The sequence below is a fragment of the Nocardiopsis sp. N85 genome (assembly GCF_028882275.1).
GTDB lineage: Bacteria > Actinomycetota > Actinomycetes > Streptosporangiales > Streptosporangiaceae > Nocardiopsis > Nocardiopsis lambiniae.
Genome location: NZ_JARBUT010000009.1, coordinates 210,487 through 226,409, shown reverse-complemented (window position 1 = coordinate 226,409; position 15,923 = coordinate 210,487). Strand labels below are relative to the sequence as shown.

Genomic DNA, 15,923 nt, shown 5'->3' with positions numbered 1-15,923 from the left:
CGCTGACGACCGACGGGAACCCGGTGCGCCAGGTCGGGTCCGTCGGCGGACGCCTCCGCCCTGCGGCGGCGCGTCGCGCCAACGATCCTAGTGAACGGTGTTCGGTATCTCCTCGACCGGTACCGCACACCATCCCGGGTACCGTCCGTGGACCCCTATCATTCCCGCATGAGCGAACCCACGATTCAGCGCGGCGACGACCACCCCCACCGAGGCGAGGTGCGGGAGGTCCCCACCTCCGAGAACGCCACCAGGCTCGCCTACGCCCCCGAGCGGGACGGCCTGGCCGACGCCGGGGAGATCGTGTGGACCTGGGTCCCCTTCGAGGAGGACCCCTCCCAGGGCAAGGACCGGCCGCTGCTCGTGGTCGGCCGCAAGGGCCGACGACTGCACGGATTGATGCTGTCCACCCAGCGCCCCGAGCAGTGGGAGCGTGAGGACTGGCTGCCCATCGGACCGGGCCCCTGGGACCGCGAGGGCCGCGACTCCCACCTGCGCATGGACCGCCTCTTCGAGTTCGACGAGGACGACATCCGCCGTGAGGCCGCCGTTCTGGACGAGCGGACGTTCTGGCTGGTCGCCGACGTCCTGCGTGCCCGCTACGGCTGGAGCTGACCGGCGCCGGGGCCCGCGCCGACGCGGGCCCCGGGCCCGTGCGCGCTCCCGACGCGGGGCGACCCGGACCGATAGTCTGGACGGACCACCCCGGCCAGGTCCTTCGACGCGGCGGGCCCCGGTACTCGGGGGTGGCCCTCCCGACTTGCGAGAGAGAACGCCATGAGTGACATCGAGCGCGAGGTACGCGCGGTAGCCGAACGTGCAGGGGACGCGGCGGCCGACCTCGCCCCGCTCAGCCGGGCGGTCAAGGACGCCGCGCTGACGGCGATCGCCGACGCCCTGGTCAAGAGGGCCGACGAGATCACGGCCGCCAACGCCGAGGACGTGGCGCGGGCCCGGCGGGACGGCACCTCCGAGGCCATGATCGACCGACTCACGCTGACCCCGGGGCGCATCGAGGCCATCGCCGACGCCGTGCGCGAGATCGTCGAGCTCCCCGACCCGGTGGGCGAGTCCCTGCGCGGCGGTGTGCTCCCCAACGGCCTGGACCTGCGCCAGATCCGTGTCCCGCTCGGCGTGGTCGGCATCATCTACGAGGGCCGGCCCAACGTCACCGTCGACGCCGCCGCGCTGTGCCTCAAGAGCGGCAACGCCGCCCTGCTGCGCGGCTCCTCCTCGGCCTACGACTCCAACACCGCCATCGTCGGCGTCATCCGCGACGCCCTGGCCGGCACCGGGGTCCCCGTGGACGCCGTGCAGCTCGTGCCCGGCCGCACCCGCGAGTCCTCCCTGGCCCTCATGCGGGCCCGAGGGCTCGTCGACGTCCTCATCCCGCGCGGCGGCGGCTCCCTCATCCAGGCCGTGGTGCGCGACTCCACCGTCCCGGTCATCGAGACCGGCGAGGGCCTGTGCCACGTGTACGTGGACGCCGAGGCCGACCTCGACAAGGCCGTGGACATCACCGTCAACGCCAAGGCCCAGCGCTGCTCCGTGTGCAACGCCGCCGAGACCCTGTTGGTGCACGAGGCGGTCGCCGAGGAGTTCCTGCCCCGGGTCCTGGCCGCGCTCGCCGAGGCGGACGTGACCGTGCACGGCGACGACCGGGTGCGAGCGATCGCCGCCGCCCACGACTCGCCCGCCACGGTGGTCGAGGCCGGCGAGGAGGACTGGGCCACCGAGTACCTGTCGATGGACCTGGCGGTGCGGGTCGTACCGACCATCGACGAGGCCCTGGCGCACATCCGCCGGTACTCCACCAAGCACACCGAGGCGATCATCACCGACTCGCTGAGGGCCTCCCGGTATTTCGTCTCCCGGGTCGACGCCGCGGCCGTGATGATCAACGCCTCCACCCGTTTCACCGACGGTGGAGAATTCGGGTTCGGGGCGGAGATCGGCATCTCCACCCAGAAACTGCACGCCCGCGGTCCCATGGGGTTGACCGAGATGACCTCGACCAAGTACATCGTCACCGGTGACGGCCATGTGAGGTGAGTCGCCCTCACTCGGGGCCGTCGCGGACATCCGTCCGGGGCGGCCCTCGGCGTAACCGGGGCGGCCGGGTCGGGGCACGTCACCGAGGGTGCCGGACCGCTATTGGCACCTCGTCCGTTTTCCCGGCGGAAACCTGGACAGAAGGGAATCTTCTTGTAGCAAGTATTCCCAAAGCGGCGAGAGGTCGGTACTTTCACTGGGGTGTCTTCCCGAAGCTCTTCCCCGCTCGGAGAACCGGAACGTCACCCCCACGGTCACGATGAAAGGAATCCCCCCGCATGAAGATCCGGAGTACGGTCGCGGCCGTCGCCACGGCGGCCCTCGCTGTCGGCGGTGCAACGCTCATGGCCGTTCCCGCCCAGGCTGACCTGGTCACCCTCTGCTCGGGCCACGGCGGTGCCATCACGCTGCCCACGGACCTCGCCGTTCCCGCCGGCAAGAGCTGCTTCCTCGACGGCACCGTCATCCAGGGTGACGTCACCGTTCGCAAGGGTGCCAACCTCCACATTCTGGGCGGTGAGATCCAGGGCGAGGTCATCGTCCAGCAGGACGGTTACTTCGACGCCTCCGACACCTCCGTCGACGGCCGCGTCGTCAACCGCGGCTCCTACGGCACCTACCTGGAGGAGAGCACCGCCGGCGCGGCGCTGCGCACCGTCCCGGTGAACGGCGCCTCCAACGACGGCTTCGCGTTCGTCGTCGACTCCTCCGTCAAGAACATCAACGCCGAGACCGGCGCCGTCTACGTCGAGGGCTCCCGGATCGGCGGTGCCGTGAAGGGCACCGGCGTCGAGTACCTCGACGTCTACGACTCGGTCGTGCGCGGCGCCCTCACCGTCAGCGGCTCCACCAGCGGTGGCATCCTCTGCGACAGCGAGGTCCTCGGCGCCGCCTCCTACACCGACGGCGCCGGCCCGGTCGCCATCGGCGCGGGCGAGCAGGAGGGCTTCTGCTCGTCGATCAACTACATCGACGGCAAGCTGACCGTCACCGGCATCACCGGTGGCGTCTACATCGACAACAACATCATCGGCGGCGACCTGGCCGCGTCGGGCAACAGCCCGACGGCCCAGATCGGCGACGCCAACCGCGTCCGCGGCGACATCCTCACCCAGGAGGTGGCGCTGCGCTCCTTCAGCGCCGCCGTGGTCGAGGAGTTCGAGGCCCACCAGGAGGACCTGGTCGAAGAGGTCGAAGAGGCTCGCGCCGAGACCGTCGACGAGGCCATGGCCGCCGGTCCCGCCTTCTAGGGCGACGACAGCGGTTCACCCCTCCTCGCGCATCGGCGCCGCCGGCATCCAGTGCCGGCGGCGCCGAGCTTCGTGACGGGGGTCGGCGGATCGTCGCGCTGGGCCGGTCCGATCACCTCCGTGCCGGGGAGGAACCCGACGTCGAAGCGGTCGGCGGGGAAGGAACCGCTACCGTGTGGGCGACGCGAAGAGGCGTCGTACGAGGAGAGGGCCCATGCCGACCACACCGACCACCGAGTCCTACGGCGACCACCCGAGCACGATCGTCCACCGGTGGGAACCGGAGGGCGGGGGCCCGCCCGCACCCGTGGCCGTGCTGCTGCACGGGGGGTGGTGGCGCGATCTGCACGACGCCTCGCTCATGGACCCCCTCGCCCGCGACCTCGCCGAGGCCGGATGGGCGGTGTGGAACGTCGAATACCGGCGCACCGGCACCGACGGCGGCGGCTGGCCGCGGACCCTGGAGGACGTCGACGCCGCCCTGACCCACCTCGGCCGGGCCCTGCGCGCCGCCCCCGACCGCTACGACACCTCCCGGGTGGTGAGCGTCGGACACTCCGCCGGCGGACACCTCGCCCTGCTCAACGCCCTGTCCCTGGACACGCCCGTCACCGAGGTCGTCGCCCTGGCGCCCATCACCGACCTGGAACGGTGCGCTCGGGCCGGACTCGGCGAAGGGGCCGTCGAGCCCTTCCTGGGCGCCGACCCCGAACCGGGGCTCCACTCCATCGCCTCGCCGTTGCACCGGGTCCCGATCGGGCGTCCCCAACTGGTGGTGCACGGCGACGCCGACCAGCGCGTCCCCGTCGAGCACACGCGCGCCTACGTGACCGCGGCCCGCGCCGCCGGCGACCGGGTGGAGTTCTCCGAGCCGGTCGGGGCCGACCACTTCGCCGTCATCGACCCCGGGCACCCGGCCTGGGGCGGGGTGCGCGCCCACCTGGCGCGCTGAACGCGACGGGAGGGGCGGGGCCCGAAGGCCCCGCCCCTCCCGACGAACCCGCGGTGGGGGTCAGGTGCCGGAGTTCTGCTCGCCGCGCGCGCCGCCGCGCCAGCGGTCGGCCACCGTGTCGAAGATCTTCCCGCCGGCGCTGGCCGCGCTGCCCGCGACATCGCGCAGCGTGCCGAGCAGCGGGTCGCCGGTGCGCTCCCACGACTCCTTGTACGACTTGGCGGCGTTGCGCGCCTCCTCGCCGACCCGGGCCTCCTTGTCGGTGGAACGGCGCGGGTAGTCGCCGTCGAGGATGCGCCGGTAGGAGCCCTCCTCCACCCAGCGGTCCAGCTCGGCCAGGCGCACCACCGCGAACGGGTGGGTCTGGCCGACCAGGCTGAGCAGCTTGATCAGGCCGTCCCGGGCGTCACCGCCGCTCTCGTACTCGCGGGCCTGCTCCAGGAAGGCGTCGGGGTTCATCTCCGCCAGACGCGAACCGCCGGCCAGCTTCATCAGCGCGCGCTTGCCCGCCTCGGGGTCCTGCGCCGCGAGGATCCCCGCCCGGTCGCAGGACAGCTCCGACTTGCGGTACCACTCCTCCAGGGCGGCCACGATCGCCTGGAGACCGATGTAGCCCAGCGGTACCCACGCCACCCGGGTCGCCAAGCGGATCAGCGCCAACAGCATGGTGCGGTAGACGGCGTGACCGCTGAGGATGTGGCCGACCTCGTGGCCGACGACGAAGCGCTGCTCGTCGGCCTCCAACAGGTCGAACAGCCCCGTCGTCATCACGATGAACGGCTTGTGGCTGCCGATCGCCATCGCGTTGGGCTTGGGGTTCATCTGGATGTACAGCTCCGGTACCTCGTCCAGGTCCAGGACGTAGGCGGCGTCGCGCACGTAGTCGTACACGTGCGGGAACTGGGTGGGGCCGACACGGACCGCGCTCGACAGGAACATCAGCCGCAGGGAGCGCTCGTTGAACAGCCCGGAGAGGCGCTTGAAGACCTCGTCGAACCCGCGCAGCGACCGCAACGCGACCAGCGCGCCACGGTCGGCGGGATGCTCGTAGGCACGGGGCGAGATGTCGGAGAGCCGGACGCGGACGCGATCTGGTGAGTTGGACATACCGGCATGCTATGCGGCGTCATGCCGCTTGGCCACGGTTTCGGGCCATCGAGATATGACGCGAGCCTCGTAACCGTCGAGGTCGGCGGGAAGCGCTCCGGGGAACCTCGGGGAAGGGGCCCGGGGGAAGATCAGGGGCGCTTCGGGGAAAGGCCGGGGACGGCCCGGGGGCATCGGAGGGCGCGTCGGGAGGATCGATGGGAAGGAAGCGGGCGGGAGCGTCGTTGTCCCTGTTCCACGGGGCAAACCCGTGAAAATGGACTAACAGGGCAAAGCGTGCGGCGTTCGCGTGCGGCGTCGGCTAATCTCGGTTGGCCGATTCCGGCGCGCGACACCGAGGAACGGAGCACGCGAGTGGCGCACGAGGACAACAAGGGGAGCGGCGTCCGCACCCCGCCGACCCGCGTCGGCATCATGGGCGGCACCTTCGACCCCATCCACCACGGCCACCTCGTCGCGGCCAGTGAGGTCGCCCACCTCTTCGACCTCGACGAAGTGGTGTTCGTCCCCACCGGGATGCCCTGGCAGAAGGACCCCGCGAAGGTCACCCCGCCCGAGGACCGCTACCTCATGACGGTCATCGCCACCGCCGAGAACCCCCAGTTCCGCGTGGACCGCATCGAGATCGACCGGCACGGGCCCACCTATACCATCGACACCCTGAGGCAGTTGCGCGCCTCCTACGGGCCCGACGTCGAACTGTTCTTCATCACCGGGGCCGACGCCCTCGGCGCGATCCTCGGCTGGCAGAACGCCGACGAACTTTTCGAGCTCGCGCATTTCGTAGGCTGTAACCGTCCCGGTCACCGGCTCAGTGACTCCGGACTACCCGAGGGCAAGGTCTCCCTGGTGGAGGTCCCCGCGCTGGCCATCTCCTCTACCGAGTGCCGCGAGCGCGTGCGCAAGGGCGAACCCATCTGGTACCTGGTCCCGGACGGCATCGTCCGCTACATCAACAAGACCGGGCTCTACCGAGACAGCTGAAAGGCAGCAAGCACAACGTGACAGTCACCGACAGGGCGCTGGAAATGGTCAAGGTCGCCGCAGAGGCCGCCTCCGACAAACTCGCCCAGGAGATCATCGCCTACGACGTCAGCGAACAGCTGGCCATCACCGAGGCCTTCGTGCTCTGCTCGGCGCCCAACGACCGCCAGGTCCGCGCCATCGTGGAGGAGGTCGAGGACCAGCTGCGCCTCAAGGCGGGGGCCAAGCCCCTGCGCCGCGAAGGCGAGCGCGACGGTCGCTGGGTGCTGCTGGACTACGCCGACATCGTCGTGCACATCCAGCACGAGGAGGAGCGCGGGTACTACGGCCTGGAGAGGCTGTGGAAGGACTGCCCGACCATACAGCTCCCCGAGAGCGCGCGCGGCGCCGAGCGCACCCCGCTGGACGAACTGTAGGAAGCGGTTTGTCCCGCATACCCCCGAGTGGAGAGACGCACCAGGTGAGCGACACCCGTCGTGTGCTGTTCTGGCGGCACGGCCGAACCGCGTGGAACGTGGAGAACCGGTTCCAAGGCCAGACCGACATCGAACTCGACAAGGTCGGACACGCCCAGGCCGAACGGGCCGGGCGGTTGCTCGCCACGATGGGCCCCGACCTCATCGTGGCCTCCGACCTCAAACGGGCCGCGGACACGGCGGGCTACCTCGGTCGGGTCACGGGGATGCCGATCGAATTCGACAAGGGGCTGCGCGAGCGCTTCGGCGGATCCTGGGAGGGGTTCACCGGCAAGGAACTCGCCGAACGGTGGCCCGAGCGGCACCCGCGCATGGACATCCCCGACGGGGAGCCCATCGGGGACGTGGGGGACCGCATGTACGCGGCGATCCACCGGGCGCTGTCCCGCACCCCGGAGGGTGGTCTGCTCGTCGTCGTCAGCCACGGCGCGGCGCTGCGGGTCGGCATCTCCCGGTTGCTCGGGATCCCCGACGAACAACGCGAGATCCTCGGTCCGCTCAGCAACTGCTGCTGGTCGGTGCTCCAGCAGCGAAGGGACCGGTGGCGGCTCATGGAGCACAACGCCGCGAGCCTGCCGGAACCGGTCGTACTCAGCGACGACGCGTAATCCGTTTCGACGTCCGGGCGGGATTCCGCTATGGTGTGGGAGTCGGCAGCGCACACAGTGCGCGACCGACTCCCACAAGGGGCTATGGCGCAGTTGGTAGCGCGCCTCCATGGCATGGAGGAGGTCTGGGGTTCGAATCCCCATAGCTCCACGGACTCAGGGCGATCCTGCTCGCAAGCTTCGCTTGCTCGCCGGGTCGTCCTTCGTGTTTCCCGGGGGGAGACCCCCCGAACCCCCCGAGGTGACCCCCTGTGGCGGGGGTGGTGTGTGTCGGTGGGGTGGGTGGGGGCTTCTGCCTCGACGGGACGGCTGCGCCTGTTCGCGGGGGCGTTCTTCGTGTTCACCCGGGGCCCGGAACTTTTTGGGGTGACCGCCTGTGGCGGGGGTGGTGTGTGTCGGTGGGGTGAGAGGGACTTCGGCCTCGACGGGACGGCTTCGCGCGTTCCTGGCGGGGGAGACCTCTGAGTCCTCCGGAGGTGACGCCTGCGGCGGGGCCGCGTCCGTCGGGGGCGCCTGCGTGGCGGTCTCGCCCGTGTCCCCGACCCGTCTCAGGAGATCTGGCGGCGGTAGGTGTTCATCGCGAAGCCGTAGGCCACGACGAGGATGCCCACGCACCAGGCCGTCGCGATCCAGATGTCGTCGCCGACCGGCTGCTCGGCGAACAGGTCGCGGATCGTGTTGACGATGGAGGTCACCGGCTGGTGTTCGGCGAACCACCGCACCGGGCCGGGCATCGTGTCGGTGGGCACGAACGCCGAGCTGAGGAACGGCAGGAAGATGAGCGGGTAGGAGAACGCGCTCGCGCCGTCCACGGTCTTGGCGGTCAGACCCGGGATCACGGCGATCCAGGTCAGCGCCAGGGTGAACAGGAACAGGATGCCGATGACCGAGAGCCAGGCCGTCAGCCCCGCGCCGGTGCGGAACCCCATGAGGAGCGCGACGCCCGTCACGGTCGCGAGCGAGACCAGGTTGGCGACCAGCGAGGTCAGCACGTGTGCCCACAGCACGCCCGATCGGGCGATGGGCATGGACTGGAACCGCTCGAAGATCCCGCCCTGCATGTCCTGGAACAGCCGGAACGCGGTGTAGGCGATGCCCGAGGCGATCGTGATGAGCAGGATGCCGGGCAGCATGTAGTTCACGTACGACTCCGAGCCGGTGTCGATCGCGCCGCCGAAGACGTAGACGAACATCAGCATCATGGCGATCGGCATGACCGCGGTCGTGACGATGGTGTCCGGGCTGCGCGAGACGTGGCGCAGGGAGCGCCCCAGCAGGGTGGTGGTGTCACTGAGGAAGTGCGTGGTCATGACCGTTCCTTGTCCGTGCCGTCGTCGCCGACCAGAGCGAGGAAGACGTCTTCGAGGGAGGGCTGCTTCTCGACGTACTCGACGGTGGCGGGGGGCAGCAGCCGCTTGAGTTCGTCGAGGGTGCCGTCGACGATGATGCGGCCCCGGTGAAGGATCGCGATCCGGTCGGCGAGCTGTTCGGCCTCGTCCAGGTACTGGGTGGTGAGCAGCACGGTGGTGCCGTTCTCGGTGAGTTCCTTGACGGTCCGCCACACCTCGATGCGTGCCTGGGGGTCCAGCCCGGTGGTGGGCTCGTCCAGGAAGATGATCGGCGGGTCGCCGATCAGGCTCATCGCGATGTCCAGGCGGCGACGCATGCCGCCGGAGTACGTCGCCACCTTCCGCCCGCCCGCGTCGGTGAGCGAGAAGCGGGCGAGCAGGTCGTCGGCGACCGCGCCCGGGTCCCGGAGGTGGCGCAGCCTGGCGACGAGCACGAGGTTCTCCCGGCCGGTGAGGATCTCGTCCACGGCCGCGAACTGTCCGGTGAGGCTGATGGAGTCGCGCACCTTCGCCGGCTGTGCGGCGACGTCGAAGCCGTTGACGCCGGCCGTGCCCGCGTCGGCCTTGAGCAGGGTGGACAGGATCCTCACCACCGTGGTCTTGCCCGCTCCGTTCGAGCCGAGCAGGGCGAAGACGCCGCCCCGGTCCACGTCGAAGTCCACACCCCGCAGCACACGCAGGTCCTTGTAGGACTTCTCCAGGCCCCGTACCCGGATCGCCGGGCCGGCGGTCGAGCGCGCCGTCATGAGCGGTTCCCCTCTTCTTCCTCGGCGCGTGCCACGGCTGCGACCAACCGGTCGCGCTCCTTCTTGATCCACTGGCCGTCCGAGTAGTTCGCGAGGAACATCTCCGCGAACTCCACCGGGTCCTCTCCGACGACCGCGCGGATCGGGGTCCCGTCCGCCGCGGCCTGCTCGAACAGGTCCGCGAGCTCCTCCAGCATCGACATGAGGACGTCGCCCTTGACGATCGAGCCGAAGTACATCAGGTACCGCTCCAGCGCTTCGGCCGTCGTGCGGTAACTCGCGGGAAGCGCCTTGACGCGCGCCTTGTGCTCGCGCCAGCGGCGCTTGTCACCGAAGTCGCCGACGATCTTCTCGATGAACGATGTCATCGGATCTCTCCTTCTTCTCTTTCGACGGCCGCGCGTTCGGCGGCCCGGTGGTGCTGCCCGGGAAGTCGGCCGGCGTGCGAGGCGCACGCCGACCGGTGCTCGCGCGGGCCGATCACGTTGGTGGTGGAGCGGGTCTTCTCGGCACCGTCGTCACCCGTCTCCTTCGCGGAGCTGTTCCAGTCGTTGGGAGAGGAAGCTCCACGTGCTCCAGAACTCGTCGAGGTACTCCCGTCCCTGTGCGTTGAGGGAGTACACCTTGCGCGGCGGCCCCTTCTCCGACGGGACCTTCTCCACGTCGACCAGGCCGCGCTTCTCGACCCTGAGGAGCAGTGCGTAGACCGTGCCCTCCGCGATGTCGGAGAACCCCTGCTCCCGCAGCCATGCCGTGATCTCGTAGCCGTACGCGGACCGCACGGCCAGGATCGCCAGGACGATGCCCTCCAACGTGCCCTTGAGCATCTCCGTCATCTGCCTGCCCACGGAACACCTCTTCCGGCTACTCAATACTGTTGACTACTGGTACATAGTAGCAATGAATAGTGGGGGCGCAAGTCCCCGGTCGCAACGGGGTTCCCGCCCTGGGAGGGTCCGGACGGCGCAGAGGCGGGTACCGACCACGCTCGCGTGTCACCCGGCCCGTGCCGGGGCGGGTCGTGGCGGTATCGCTCCGCGTGCGCACGGCGGTGGTCGGGCGCGGGTCGTTCCAGGCCGGGGCCGACGGCCACACCGGGGTTCCTCGGGGTGTCCCCTCTTCGGCGTCGACCCGTCCGCGCTGCCCGGTCCCGCACGTCGGGGGAGTGGAGAGCGGGTCCTGCTTCGGTGAGGTGCGCGAGGTCGTGCGCCGCTGATTTCCCGAGGTGGAGGAGATGGTGATCCCGGGCGCGGACCCCGGTGCGGTCGTTTTTTCGGCGCCGCTCCCGAGGTGGTCGGGGGCGGCGCCGGTGGGGGATGTTCGAGGGTCGTCAGCCTCGGTCAGGGCTGAGAGGCCGCCAGTAGGAGCGCGGTCCATTCGGCGGCGGGGACCTCCAGGTGACCGAGCCCCGGGTTCTGTGAGTCACGCACGGCAGCGGCGGACGGAAGGTCCGCGACCTCGACACATGCGGCCTCGTTGGCGCTGTAGCTGGACTTGTGGAAGTTCGAGGGAGGGGGACCGCCGGTGTGCATCGTCGTGTCTCCGGGGGTGGGCAACGCTGCCGTCTCTCGTCTGCTTGCCCCTCACACCTGTCCGCGACACCCGACCTGACCTCATGAGGCCACCGGGCTTCGCGGCCTTTCCCGTGCAGCCCTTACGGGGTACGGTGAGCGCGGGATATGCTTCTGGTGAGCATCGCGAAGGCCCCGGTCGCCGAGACCGGGGCCTTCGTCGTTTTCGGCCTACCGGTTTTGCTGTGCCGTGGAAAGAAGCGCCGCCCACTCGGAGCAAGGGAAAAGTAGGTGCCCCGCATCCCTGTTCTGCGTGTCTCGCACGGCTGCGCCACCGGTGGGGAGTTCGGCGATCTCAACGCAGTCCTGCCCCTTCGCGGAGCTGTAGCTGGATTTGCGGAAGTGCAGGTGGGATGTGCTCTGGTGCATCAGGTCCTCTCTTCGAGCCGGCTGAGCCGATCCTCCAGCCATGCCCGAGAGGCCTCCACGCTGAGCGCGGCGGCTTGGACGTGATCGAGGACGGTCTCGTAGATCGTAGTCTGCTCGGGTTCTTCTACGAGCAGCCCACCTCCGCCGACCTGTTCGACATAGACCACTGTGGGGTCGGACGGAAAATCGAGCACCACGAAGGACCCGTCCATTCCCGCATGCGGACCGGCCTCGTCCGGGAGCACCTGGATACGCAGGGACGGCCGTTGGATATCGATCAAGTGTCGGATCTGGTCGACCGCCACATCTGACGGGAGCTTACGGAACGCGGTCTCGTCGATGACCGCCCACAGTCGAGGCGCGTCCGTGCGCGACAGGAGGTGCTGGCGCATCATCCGCACTTCGACGCGGCGATCGATTTCAGCGTCGTCGGTGACTCCACCGGAGCGGATGACGGCGCGGGCGTAGGCCTCGGTCTGGAGAAGCCCAGGGACGTATTGCACCTGGTAAGTGCGGATAAGGGAGGCTTCGTTCTCCATGTCCACATAGGTGCCAGCGCCGAGAACGTCCCGGTATCCGTACCACCAGCCACTGATGGAAGCCTCACGTGCCAACTTCAGGTAGGCCTCGCGTTGGGTTTCGTCAGTGACCCCGTAAATATCGAGAAGCACCCGCAGGTCGACCTCGCGAACCCGAAGGACCTTGCGGTTCTCGATACGGGTGATCTTCGATTCGGACCAGCTCCGGCCGGGTGCCCGCTTCTTGGCTTCAGCGGCGGCCACCTTTGCTGTGAGGCCCGCCTCTTCCCTCAGCCGGAGAAGCTGTCTGGCCAGCCGACCTCGGCGAAGCATAGGGCTGGAGGCCACAGTCTCGGTACTCCCTCGTGAGCTGCTGCGCTGACGTGCCGAGCCTACGCGGCGAACCGAATTTTCGGACATTGAACGCATCCTTCGATAGAAGCCATCAGCAGCTGCTCAGATTGTTGCACGCTTTTAAAAATGCATCTTGCACTTTTGTATGTAGGGGGGCACGATGGTGTCACCAGAAGCTCGCCGGGCCTCCCACCCGGCACCCTTGACCGGAGGTGTGCGCATGGCGCGCTACCGCTACTTGAACTGCTCTGAGTCGCTGACGATCCGATGGCTGCTCACCGAAGTGCTCCGTTGGCGACGACCCCGGCGCGCGAGTCGGATCCGGCTCTACATCGCTCACCCGGCCCGGGACCTCGCGCCCCTGACCCTGGCCGTCCGCGCACTTCTCAGCGTGCGAGGTGCCGTGTGAACCGGGTCTGCGACATCCGCCGCCTCTCCTCGATCCAGGCGTTGGGGGTGTGGGCGAGCGTCCACCACGTGCCCTTGCGCTACCTGGGGCCGACCCTCGAAGGGCACGCCGTCTACGCCGCCACCCACGGACGCGCCACCCGGGTCGCGGTCACCTCCGGACGCGACCCGCACCCGCTCCCGCTCGTCTGGCGTAGCCCCTTGGAGGCGCTGTGACCACCGACCCGACGCCGCGCATGCCGGACGACCTCATCCACCGCCGCTGGGTCCTCACCCTCGAACCGACTCCGGACGGCGGCACCGAGGTGGTCGCCTACCGGCCCATCGGCTGGACCGGCCCCCACCCCCACGAACGCCTCGCCGCGCCCGACCACGCGACCATGCGCGCCCTCCTGACCCGCCGCCACACCCGAACGGAGCCCACCGTGACCGACCACGTCGACCCCGACCCGATCCCGGACGACCTCACCCCCGCCGAACGCGACGCGGTCCTGCGTCAGGGCAGGGTCATCGCCGACCAGCGCGCCGCCGGTGCCCCTCTCCTGGGCGATCCCGACCGTGACTACCGCCACGGCGACTGAACCCCGATCACCGTGACGCGACGGCGCCGGCCGGGAACACGTCCCGACCGGCGCCGTCCTCCGATTTCTCGCCGAGAGGTCACTCCTCCCGGCCGTAGTCGGCGTTCTGGTCCCGGAACATCGTGTGCTGGTGCACCTCGGAGGTCTCCACCCGGGCTGGTCGGAGAACTCGATCCACGCCGAGGGCCCGTCCAGACGGATGTAGGTGTCCACGTCGTCGGCGTCGATGGAACCGCTCCACGACAGGCGGGTCTCGTCGTACTCGGACACGTACCGCTCGATCAGCGCGTCCGCGGCCTCCTCGTCCAGGGCCGCGACCGCGGTCGGCATCGTCACCTTCGTGGCCCTGCGGCCACGGTGTGCGGTTGAAGTGCCGTCGGTCATGGGTCCCCCGGACGGTGTCCCGATCGTTTTCCGTTCCCCGATGCTCGGTGAACAGGGTGATGGCGGGACCAGAGCCGGTTGAAGGACCCGTGAGAAAAGCGCCGAAGGAGCGCGGGCGCTTCACGGCGTGACGGCGAGGGCCTCGATCTCCACGAGGACCTCGGGGCGGGCGAACCCCGCGACCTGGAGCACGGTGATCGCGGTCGGGTGCGGCCCCCACACCTCGGCGGCGGCCCGGTATCCGGCGGTCACGTCACCGCCCGCCTTCAGGTGGACGGTCAGCTTGGCGACACGGGTCTGGTCGGCCCCCGCCTCGGCGAGCACCGCGAGCACGTTGCGGAACGCCTGCGCCGTCTGCTCACCGAGGTCGTCGGAGACGACCGCGCCGGTGGCGTCGGTGCCGTTCTGCCCGCCGACGACGATCAGGGATCCGCCGTCGACGCGGACCCCCTGCGAGAACGCGGGGTGGGTGTGGAGCGCGGCCGGGTTCAGGTGGGTGATCTCCGACATGTCAGTTCTCCTCGGGGTTCGCGGCGGCGCGGCGTTCGCGCAGCCGTCGGATCTTGTGGCGGTTGCCGCACCGGCGCATCGAGCACCAGGTGCGCGATCCCGCGCGCGAGGTGTCCAGGTACATGAGGGCGCAGTCGTCGGCGGCGCAGATGCGGACGCGGTCGGGGCGGCCGAGCGAGGTCACCGCGTCGCGCCCGATGACGGCGAGCAGCCGGTCGGACGTGGGCTCCACGCGCGCACCGAGCTGTGGCGGCAGGTCGGGCATCGCGGCGTACCGGTCGATCACGGCGGCGGCCTCGTCCGGGAGCGGCAGGTCGCGTGCGACCGTCATCACGGCTCGGGCGATCGCGTCACGCAGCTCGCGTGCGTGCCGGTACGCCGTCCCGTCGACCGGTACCGCCGCCTCGAACCGCTCCCGCCACCACCGCTCCACGTCCGCCGGACCGTGCCAGTGCTCCCATTCGGGTGGGCCCTCGAACCCGCCGGTGTAGGCGAAGTCGAACGCGAGCGCGCCGGAGTCGAACCACCAGCGCCGCCCGTCAGGGGCGTCCAGCCACTGACCCGTGGTCGGTGTGCTCATCATGTAACCAGGCTAGGTGGTTACCGATGGCGGCACAAGGACCTGGGCGGGTGACTCCCCGGTCACGGGCGGCGAGGCCTCCGGTCCTCCCCCCGGTCCGGGACCGCCGCCTCGGCGTACCGCTCGGCGAGGAGGGCGAAGGCGTCCTTGAGCGCGTCCGGGCCGACGACCTCGATGTCGGCGTCGAACCGGCCGAGGTCGGCGGCCAGCGCGACCCACGACCACGAGCCCACGACGAGCCTGCACCGGTCGGGCCCCAGTTCCTCGACGACACCGTCCCGGGTGTACGCGGACACGGTGGTGGCGGGCAGGCCGAGGATCACCTCTCCTCGACAGGGGGGACCGCCGGGGCCGTCGGATCCACCGAACCGGGCGGCGACGAAGGCTCCCGCGTCCCCTCCCGGAGGCTCGCGGGGGGTGAACCGCGGTCCGGTGGGCGTGCGCGGGGCGATACGGTCCGCGCGGAAGGTCCGCCAGTCGTCCCGGTCCAGGTCCCAGGCGAGCAGGTACCAGCGCCCTCCCCTGGTGACCAGGTGGTGGGGCTCCACCCGCCGTGGTGGGGGACCGAGGGGGTCGTCACCGCGTTCTCGGTCCGGTGAGGTGTGGTCGAAGCGCAGCACCTCGCGTGCGTGCACGGCGGCGCCCAGCGTCGTGAGGACGTCGCCGTCGACCGGTGTGTCCGGTCGGGGGCCCGAGGTCTCGACCGCCGCGACCTCCAGGGTGTCGATCCGGCGGCGCAGCCGTGCGGGCATGAACTGCCGGACGGTGTTCAGGGCGCGCGTCGCGTCCTCGGCGATGCCGGCGCCCGCGGCGGAGGTGGCGGCCAGGCGGAGCGCCACGGCCAGGGCGACGGCCTGCCCGTCGTCGAACAACAGCGGGGGCAGGTCGGCACCCGCGTCGAGCCGGTATCCGCCGTCGGGGCCCTTGACGGTCGCGACGGGATAGCCGAGCTCGCGCAGCCGGTCGATGTCACGGCGCACGGTGCGCGGGCTGACGTCCAGCCGTTCGGCCAGGAGCGCCCCCGGCCAGTCCCGACGTGCCTGGAGGAGCGAGAGCAGCGTCAGCAGCCGCACGGAGGTCTTCTGCATGTCCCCATTCTGTCCGAGGAAGAGGCCACGCCCTGG

At 70.1% G+C, this 15,923-nt stretch carries 20 protein-coding genes, 1 tRNA gene and 1 pseudogene; 10 read left to right on the top strand and 12 right to left on the bottom strand.

The genetic code is table 11. From position 1 onward, the window contains the following. The first annotated feature begins 168 nt into the window (after positions 1–168). From PWG71_RS15240 to PWG71_RS15225, 4 genes are all read left to right on the top strand, one after another. Entirely contained in the window at positions 169–615 is a 447-nt protein-coding gene (locus PWG71_RS15240; RefSeq protein WP_274810368.1) for a type II toxin-antitoxin system PemK/MazF family toxin, read from the top strand. Between the two features lie 162 nt (positions 616–777). Then, positions 778–2,052 (top strand): glutamate-5-semialdehyde dehydrogenase, encoded by a 1,275-nt coding sequence (locus PWG71_RS15235; RefSeq protein WP_274810367.1) that lies wholly within the window; start codon positions 778–780, stop codon positions 2,050–2,052. A 278-nt stretch (positions 2,053–2,330) separates the two neighbouring features. Further along, complete coding sequence (locus PWG71_RS15230) at positions 2,331–3,302, top strand: hypothetical protein (RefSeq protein ID WP_274810366.1); 972 nt, start codon at positions 2,331–2,333, stop codon at positions 3,300–3,302. A gap of 214 nt (positions 3,303–3,516) precedes the next feature. After that, complete coding sequence (locus PWG71_RS15225) at positions 3,517–4,254, top strand: alpha/beta hydrolase family protein (protein ID WP_274810365.1); 738 nt, start codon at positions 3,517–3,519, stop codon at positions 4,252–4,254. Positions 4,255–4,314: 60 nt separating this feature from the next. Here the strand turns inward: PWG71_RS15225 and PWG71_RS15220 are convergent, their stop codons facing one another. Further along, a complete protein-coding gene (locus PWG71_RS15220) occupies positions 4,315–5,361 on the bottom strand; it encodes a M48 family metallopeptidase (protein WP_274810364.1) in 1,047 nt (348 codons plus the stop codon). Between the two features lie 354 nt (positions 5,362–5,715). Between PWG71_RS15220 and nadD the strand changes: the two genes are divergently transcribed. The 4 genes from nadD to PWG71_RS15200 all read left to right on the top strand — a co-directional run bounded on the left by nadD (position 5,716) and on the right by PWG71_RS15200 (position 7,580). After that, positions 5,716–6,345, top strand: a complete 630-nt coding sequence (gene nadD, locus PWG71_RS15215; RefSeq protein WP_274810363.1) for a nicotinate-nucleotide adenylyltransferase — start codon at positions 5,716–5,718, stop codon at positions 6,343–6,345. Positions 6,346–6,362: 17 nt separating this feature from the next. Then, entirely contained in the window at positions 6,363–6,761 is a 399-nt protein-coding gene (rsfS, locus tag PWG71_RS15210) for a ribosome silencing factor (RefSeq protein WP_274810362.1), read from the top strand. 44 nt (positions 6,762–6,805) lie between these two features. Further along, a complete protein-coding gene (locus PWG71_RS15205; RefSeq protein ID WP_274810361.1) occupies positions 6,806–7,429 on the top strand; it encodes a histidine phosphatase family protein in 624 nt (207 codons plus the stop codon). 78 nt (positions 7,430–7,507) lie between these two features. Continuing rightward, positions 7,508–7,580: transfer RNA gene (locus PWG71_RS15200), tRNA-Ala, on the top strand. A gap of 397 nt (positions 7,581–7,977) precedes the next feature. Here PWG71_RS15200 and PWG71_RS15195 read toward each other — a convergent pair. The 7 genes from PWG71_RS15195 to PWG71_RS15165 all read right to left on the bottom strand — a co-directional run bounded on the left by PWG71_RS15195 (position 7,978) and on the right by PWG71_RS15165 (position 12,315). Next, on the bottom strand, positions 7,978–8,739 hold the full coding sequence (locus tag PWG71_RS15195) for an ABC transporter permease (RefSeq protein ID WP_274810360.1): 762 nt from the start codon (positions 8,737–8,739) through the stop codon (positions 7,978–7,980). After that, the gene (locus PWG71_RS15190; protein WP_274810359.1) at positions 8,736–9,524 is read right to left on the bottom strand and encodes an ABC transporter ATP-binding protein; all 789 of its coding nucleotides are present in this window, start codon (positions 9,522–9,524) and stop codon (positions 8,736–8,738) included. The genes PWG71_RS15195 and PWG71_RS15190 overlap by 4 nt, the downstream gene beginning before the upstream one ends. Continuing rightward, positions 9,521–9,892: a DUF1048 domain-containing protein gene (locus PWG71_RS15185; RefSeq protein ID WP_274810358.1), complete on the bottom strand. Its 372-nt coding sequence runs from the start codon at positions 9,890–9,892 to the stop codon at positions 9,521–9,523. Before PWG71_RS15185 ends, PWG71_RS15190 begins: the two co-directional genes overlap by 4 nt. A gap of 150 nt (positions 9,893–10,042) precedes the next feature. Continuing rightward, a complete protein-coding gene (locus PWG71_RS15180; protein WP_274810357.1) occupies positions 10,043–10,372 on the bottom strand; it encodes a PadR family transcriptional regulator in 330 nt (109 codons plus the stop codon). A gap of 492 nt (positions 10,373–10,864) precedes the next feature. Further along, the gene (locus PWG71_RS15175) at positions 10,865–11,056 is read right to left on the bottom strand and encodes a DUF397 domain-containing protein (RefSeq protein ID WP_274810403.1); all 192 of its coding nucleotides are present in this window, start codon (positions 11,054–11,056) and stop codon (positions 10,865–10,867) included. 210 nt (positions 11,057–11,266) lie between these two features. After that, on the bottom strand, positions 11,267–11,464 hold the full coding sequence (locus PWG71_RS15170) for a DUF397 domain-containing protein (protein ID WP_274810356.1): 198 nt from the start codon (positions 11,462–11,464) through the stop codon (positions 11,267–11,269). Beyond that, complete coding sequence (locus tag PWG71_RS15165; protein ID WP_342455979.1) at positions 11,464–12,315, bottom strand: helix-turn-helix domain-containing protein; 852 nt, start codon at positions 12,313–12,315, stop codon at positions 11,464–11,466. Before PWG71_RS15165 ends, PWG71_RS15170 begins: the two co-directional genes overlap by 1 nt. A 426-nt stretch (positions 12,316–12,741) precedes the next feature. On the opposite strand from PWG71_RS15165, the gene PWG71_RS15160 reads away from it, so the two are divergent. Continuing rightward, entirely contained in the window at positions 12,742–12,960 is a 219-nt protein-coding gene (locus tag PWG71_RS15160; RefSeq protein WP_274810354.1) for a hypothetical protein, read from the top strand. Beyond that, complete coding sequence (locus PWG71_RS15155) at positions 12,957–13,325, top strand: hypothetical protein (protein ID WP_274810353.1); 369 nt, start codon at positions 12,957–12,959, stop codon at positions 13,323–13,325. Before PWG71_RS15160 ends, PWG71_RS15155 begins: the two co-directional genes overlap by 4 nt. 210 nt (positions 13,326–13,535) lie before the next feature. Here PWG71_RS15155 and PWG71_RS28815 read toward each other — a convergent pair. From PWG71_RS28815 to PWG71_RS15140, 4 genes and pseudogenes are all read right to left on the bottom strand, one after another. Continuing rightward, positions 13,536–13,655, bottom strand: a pseudogene (locus tag PWG71_RS28815) (hypothetical protein); the annotation flags it as partial. 174 nt (positions 13,656–13,829) lie between these two features. Continuing rightward, complete coding sequence (locus PWG71_RS15150) at positions 13,830–14,219, bottom strand: RidA family protein (RefSeq protein ID WP_274810352.1); 390 nt, start codon at positions 14,217–14,219, stop codon at positions 13,830–13,832. Between the two features lies 1 nt (position 14,220). Continuing rightward, a complete protein-coding gene (locus PWG71_RS15145) occupies positions 14,221–14,802 on the bottom strand; it encodes a CGNR zinc finger domain-containing protein (RefSeq protein ID WP_274810351.1) in 582 nt (193 codons plus the stop codon). 59 nt (positions 14,803–14,861) lie between these two features. Then, on the bottom strand, positions 14,862–15,887 hold the full coding sequence (locus tag PWG71_RS15140) for a helix-turn-helix transcriptional regulator (protein WP_274810350.1): 1,026 nt from the start codon (positions 15,885–15,887) through the stop codon (positions 14,862–14,864). Between the last annotated feature and the right edge of the window lie 36 nt (positions 15,888–15,923).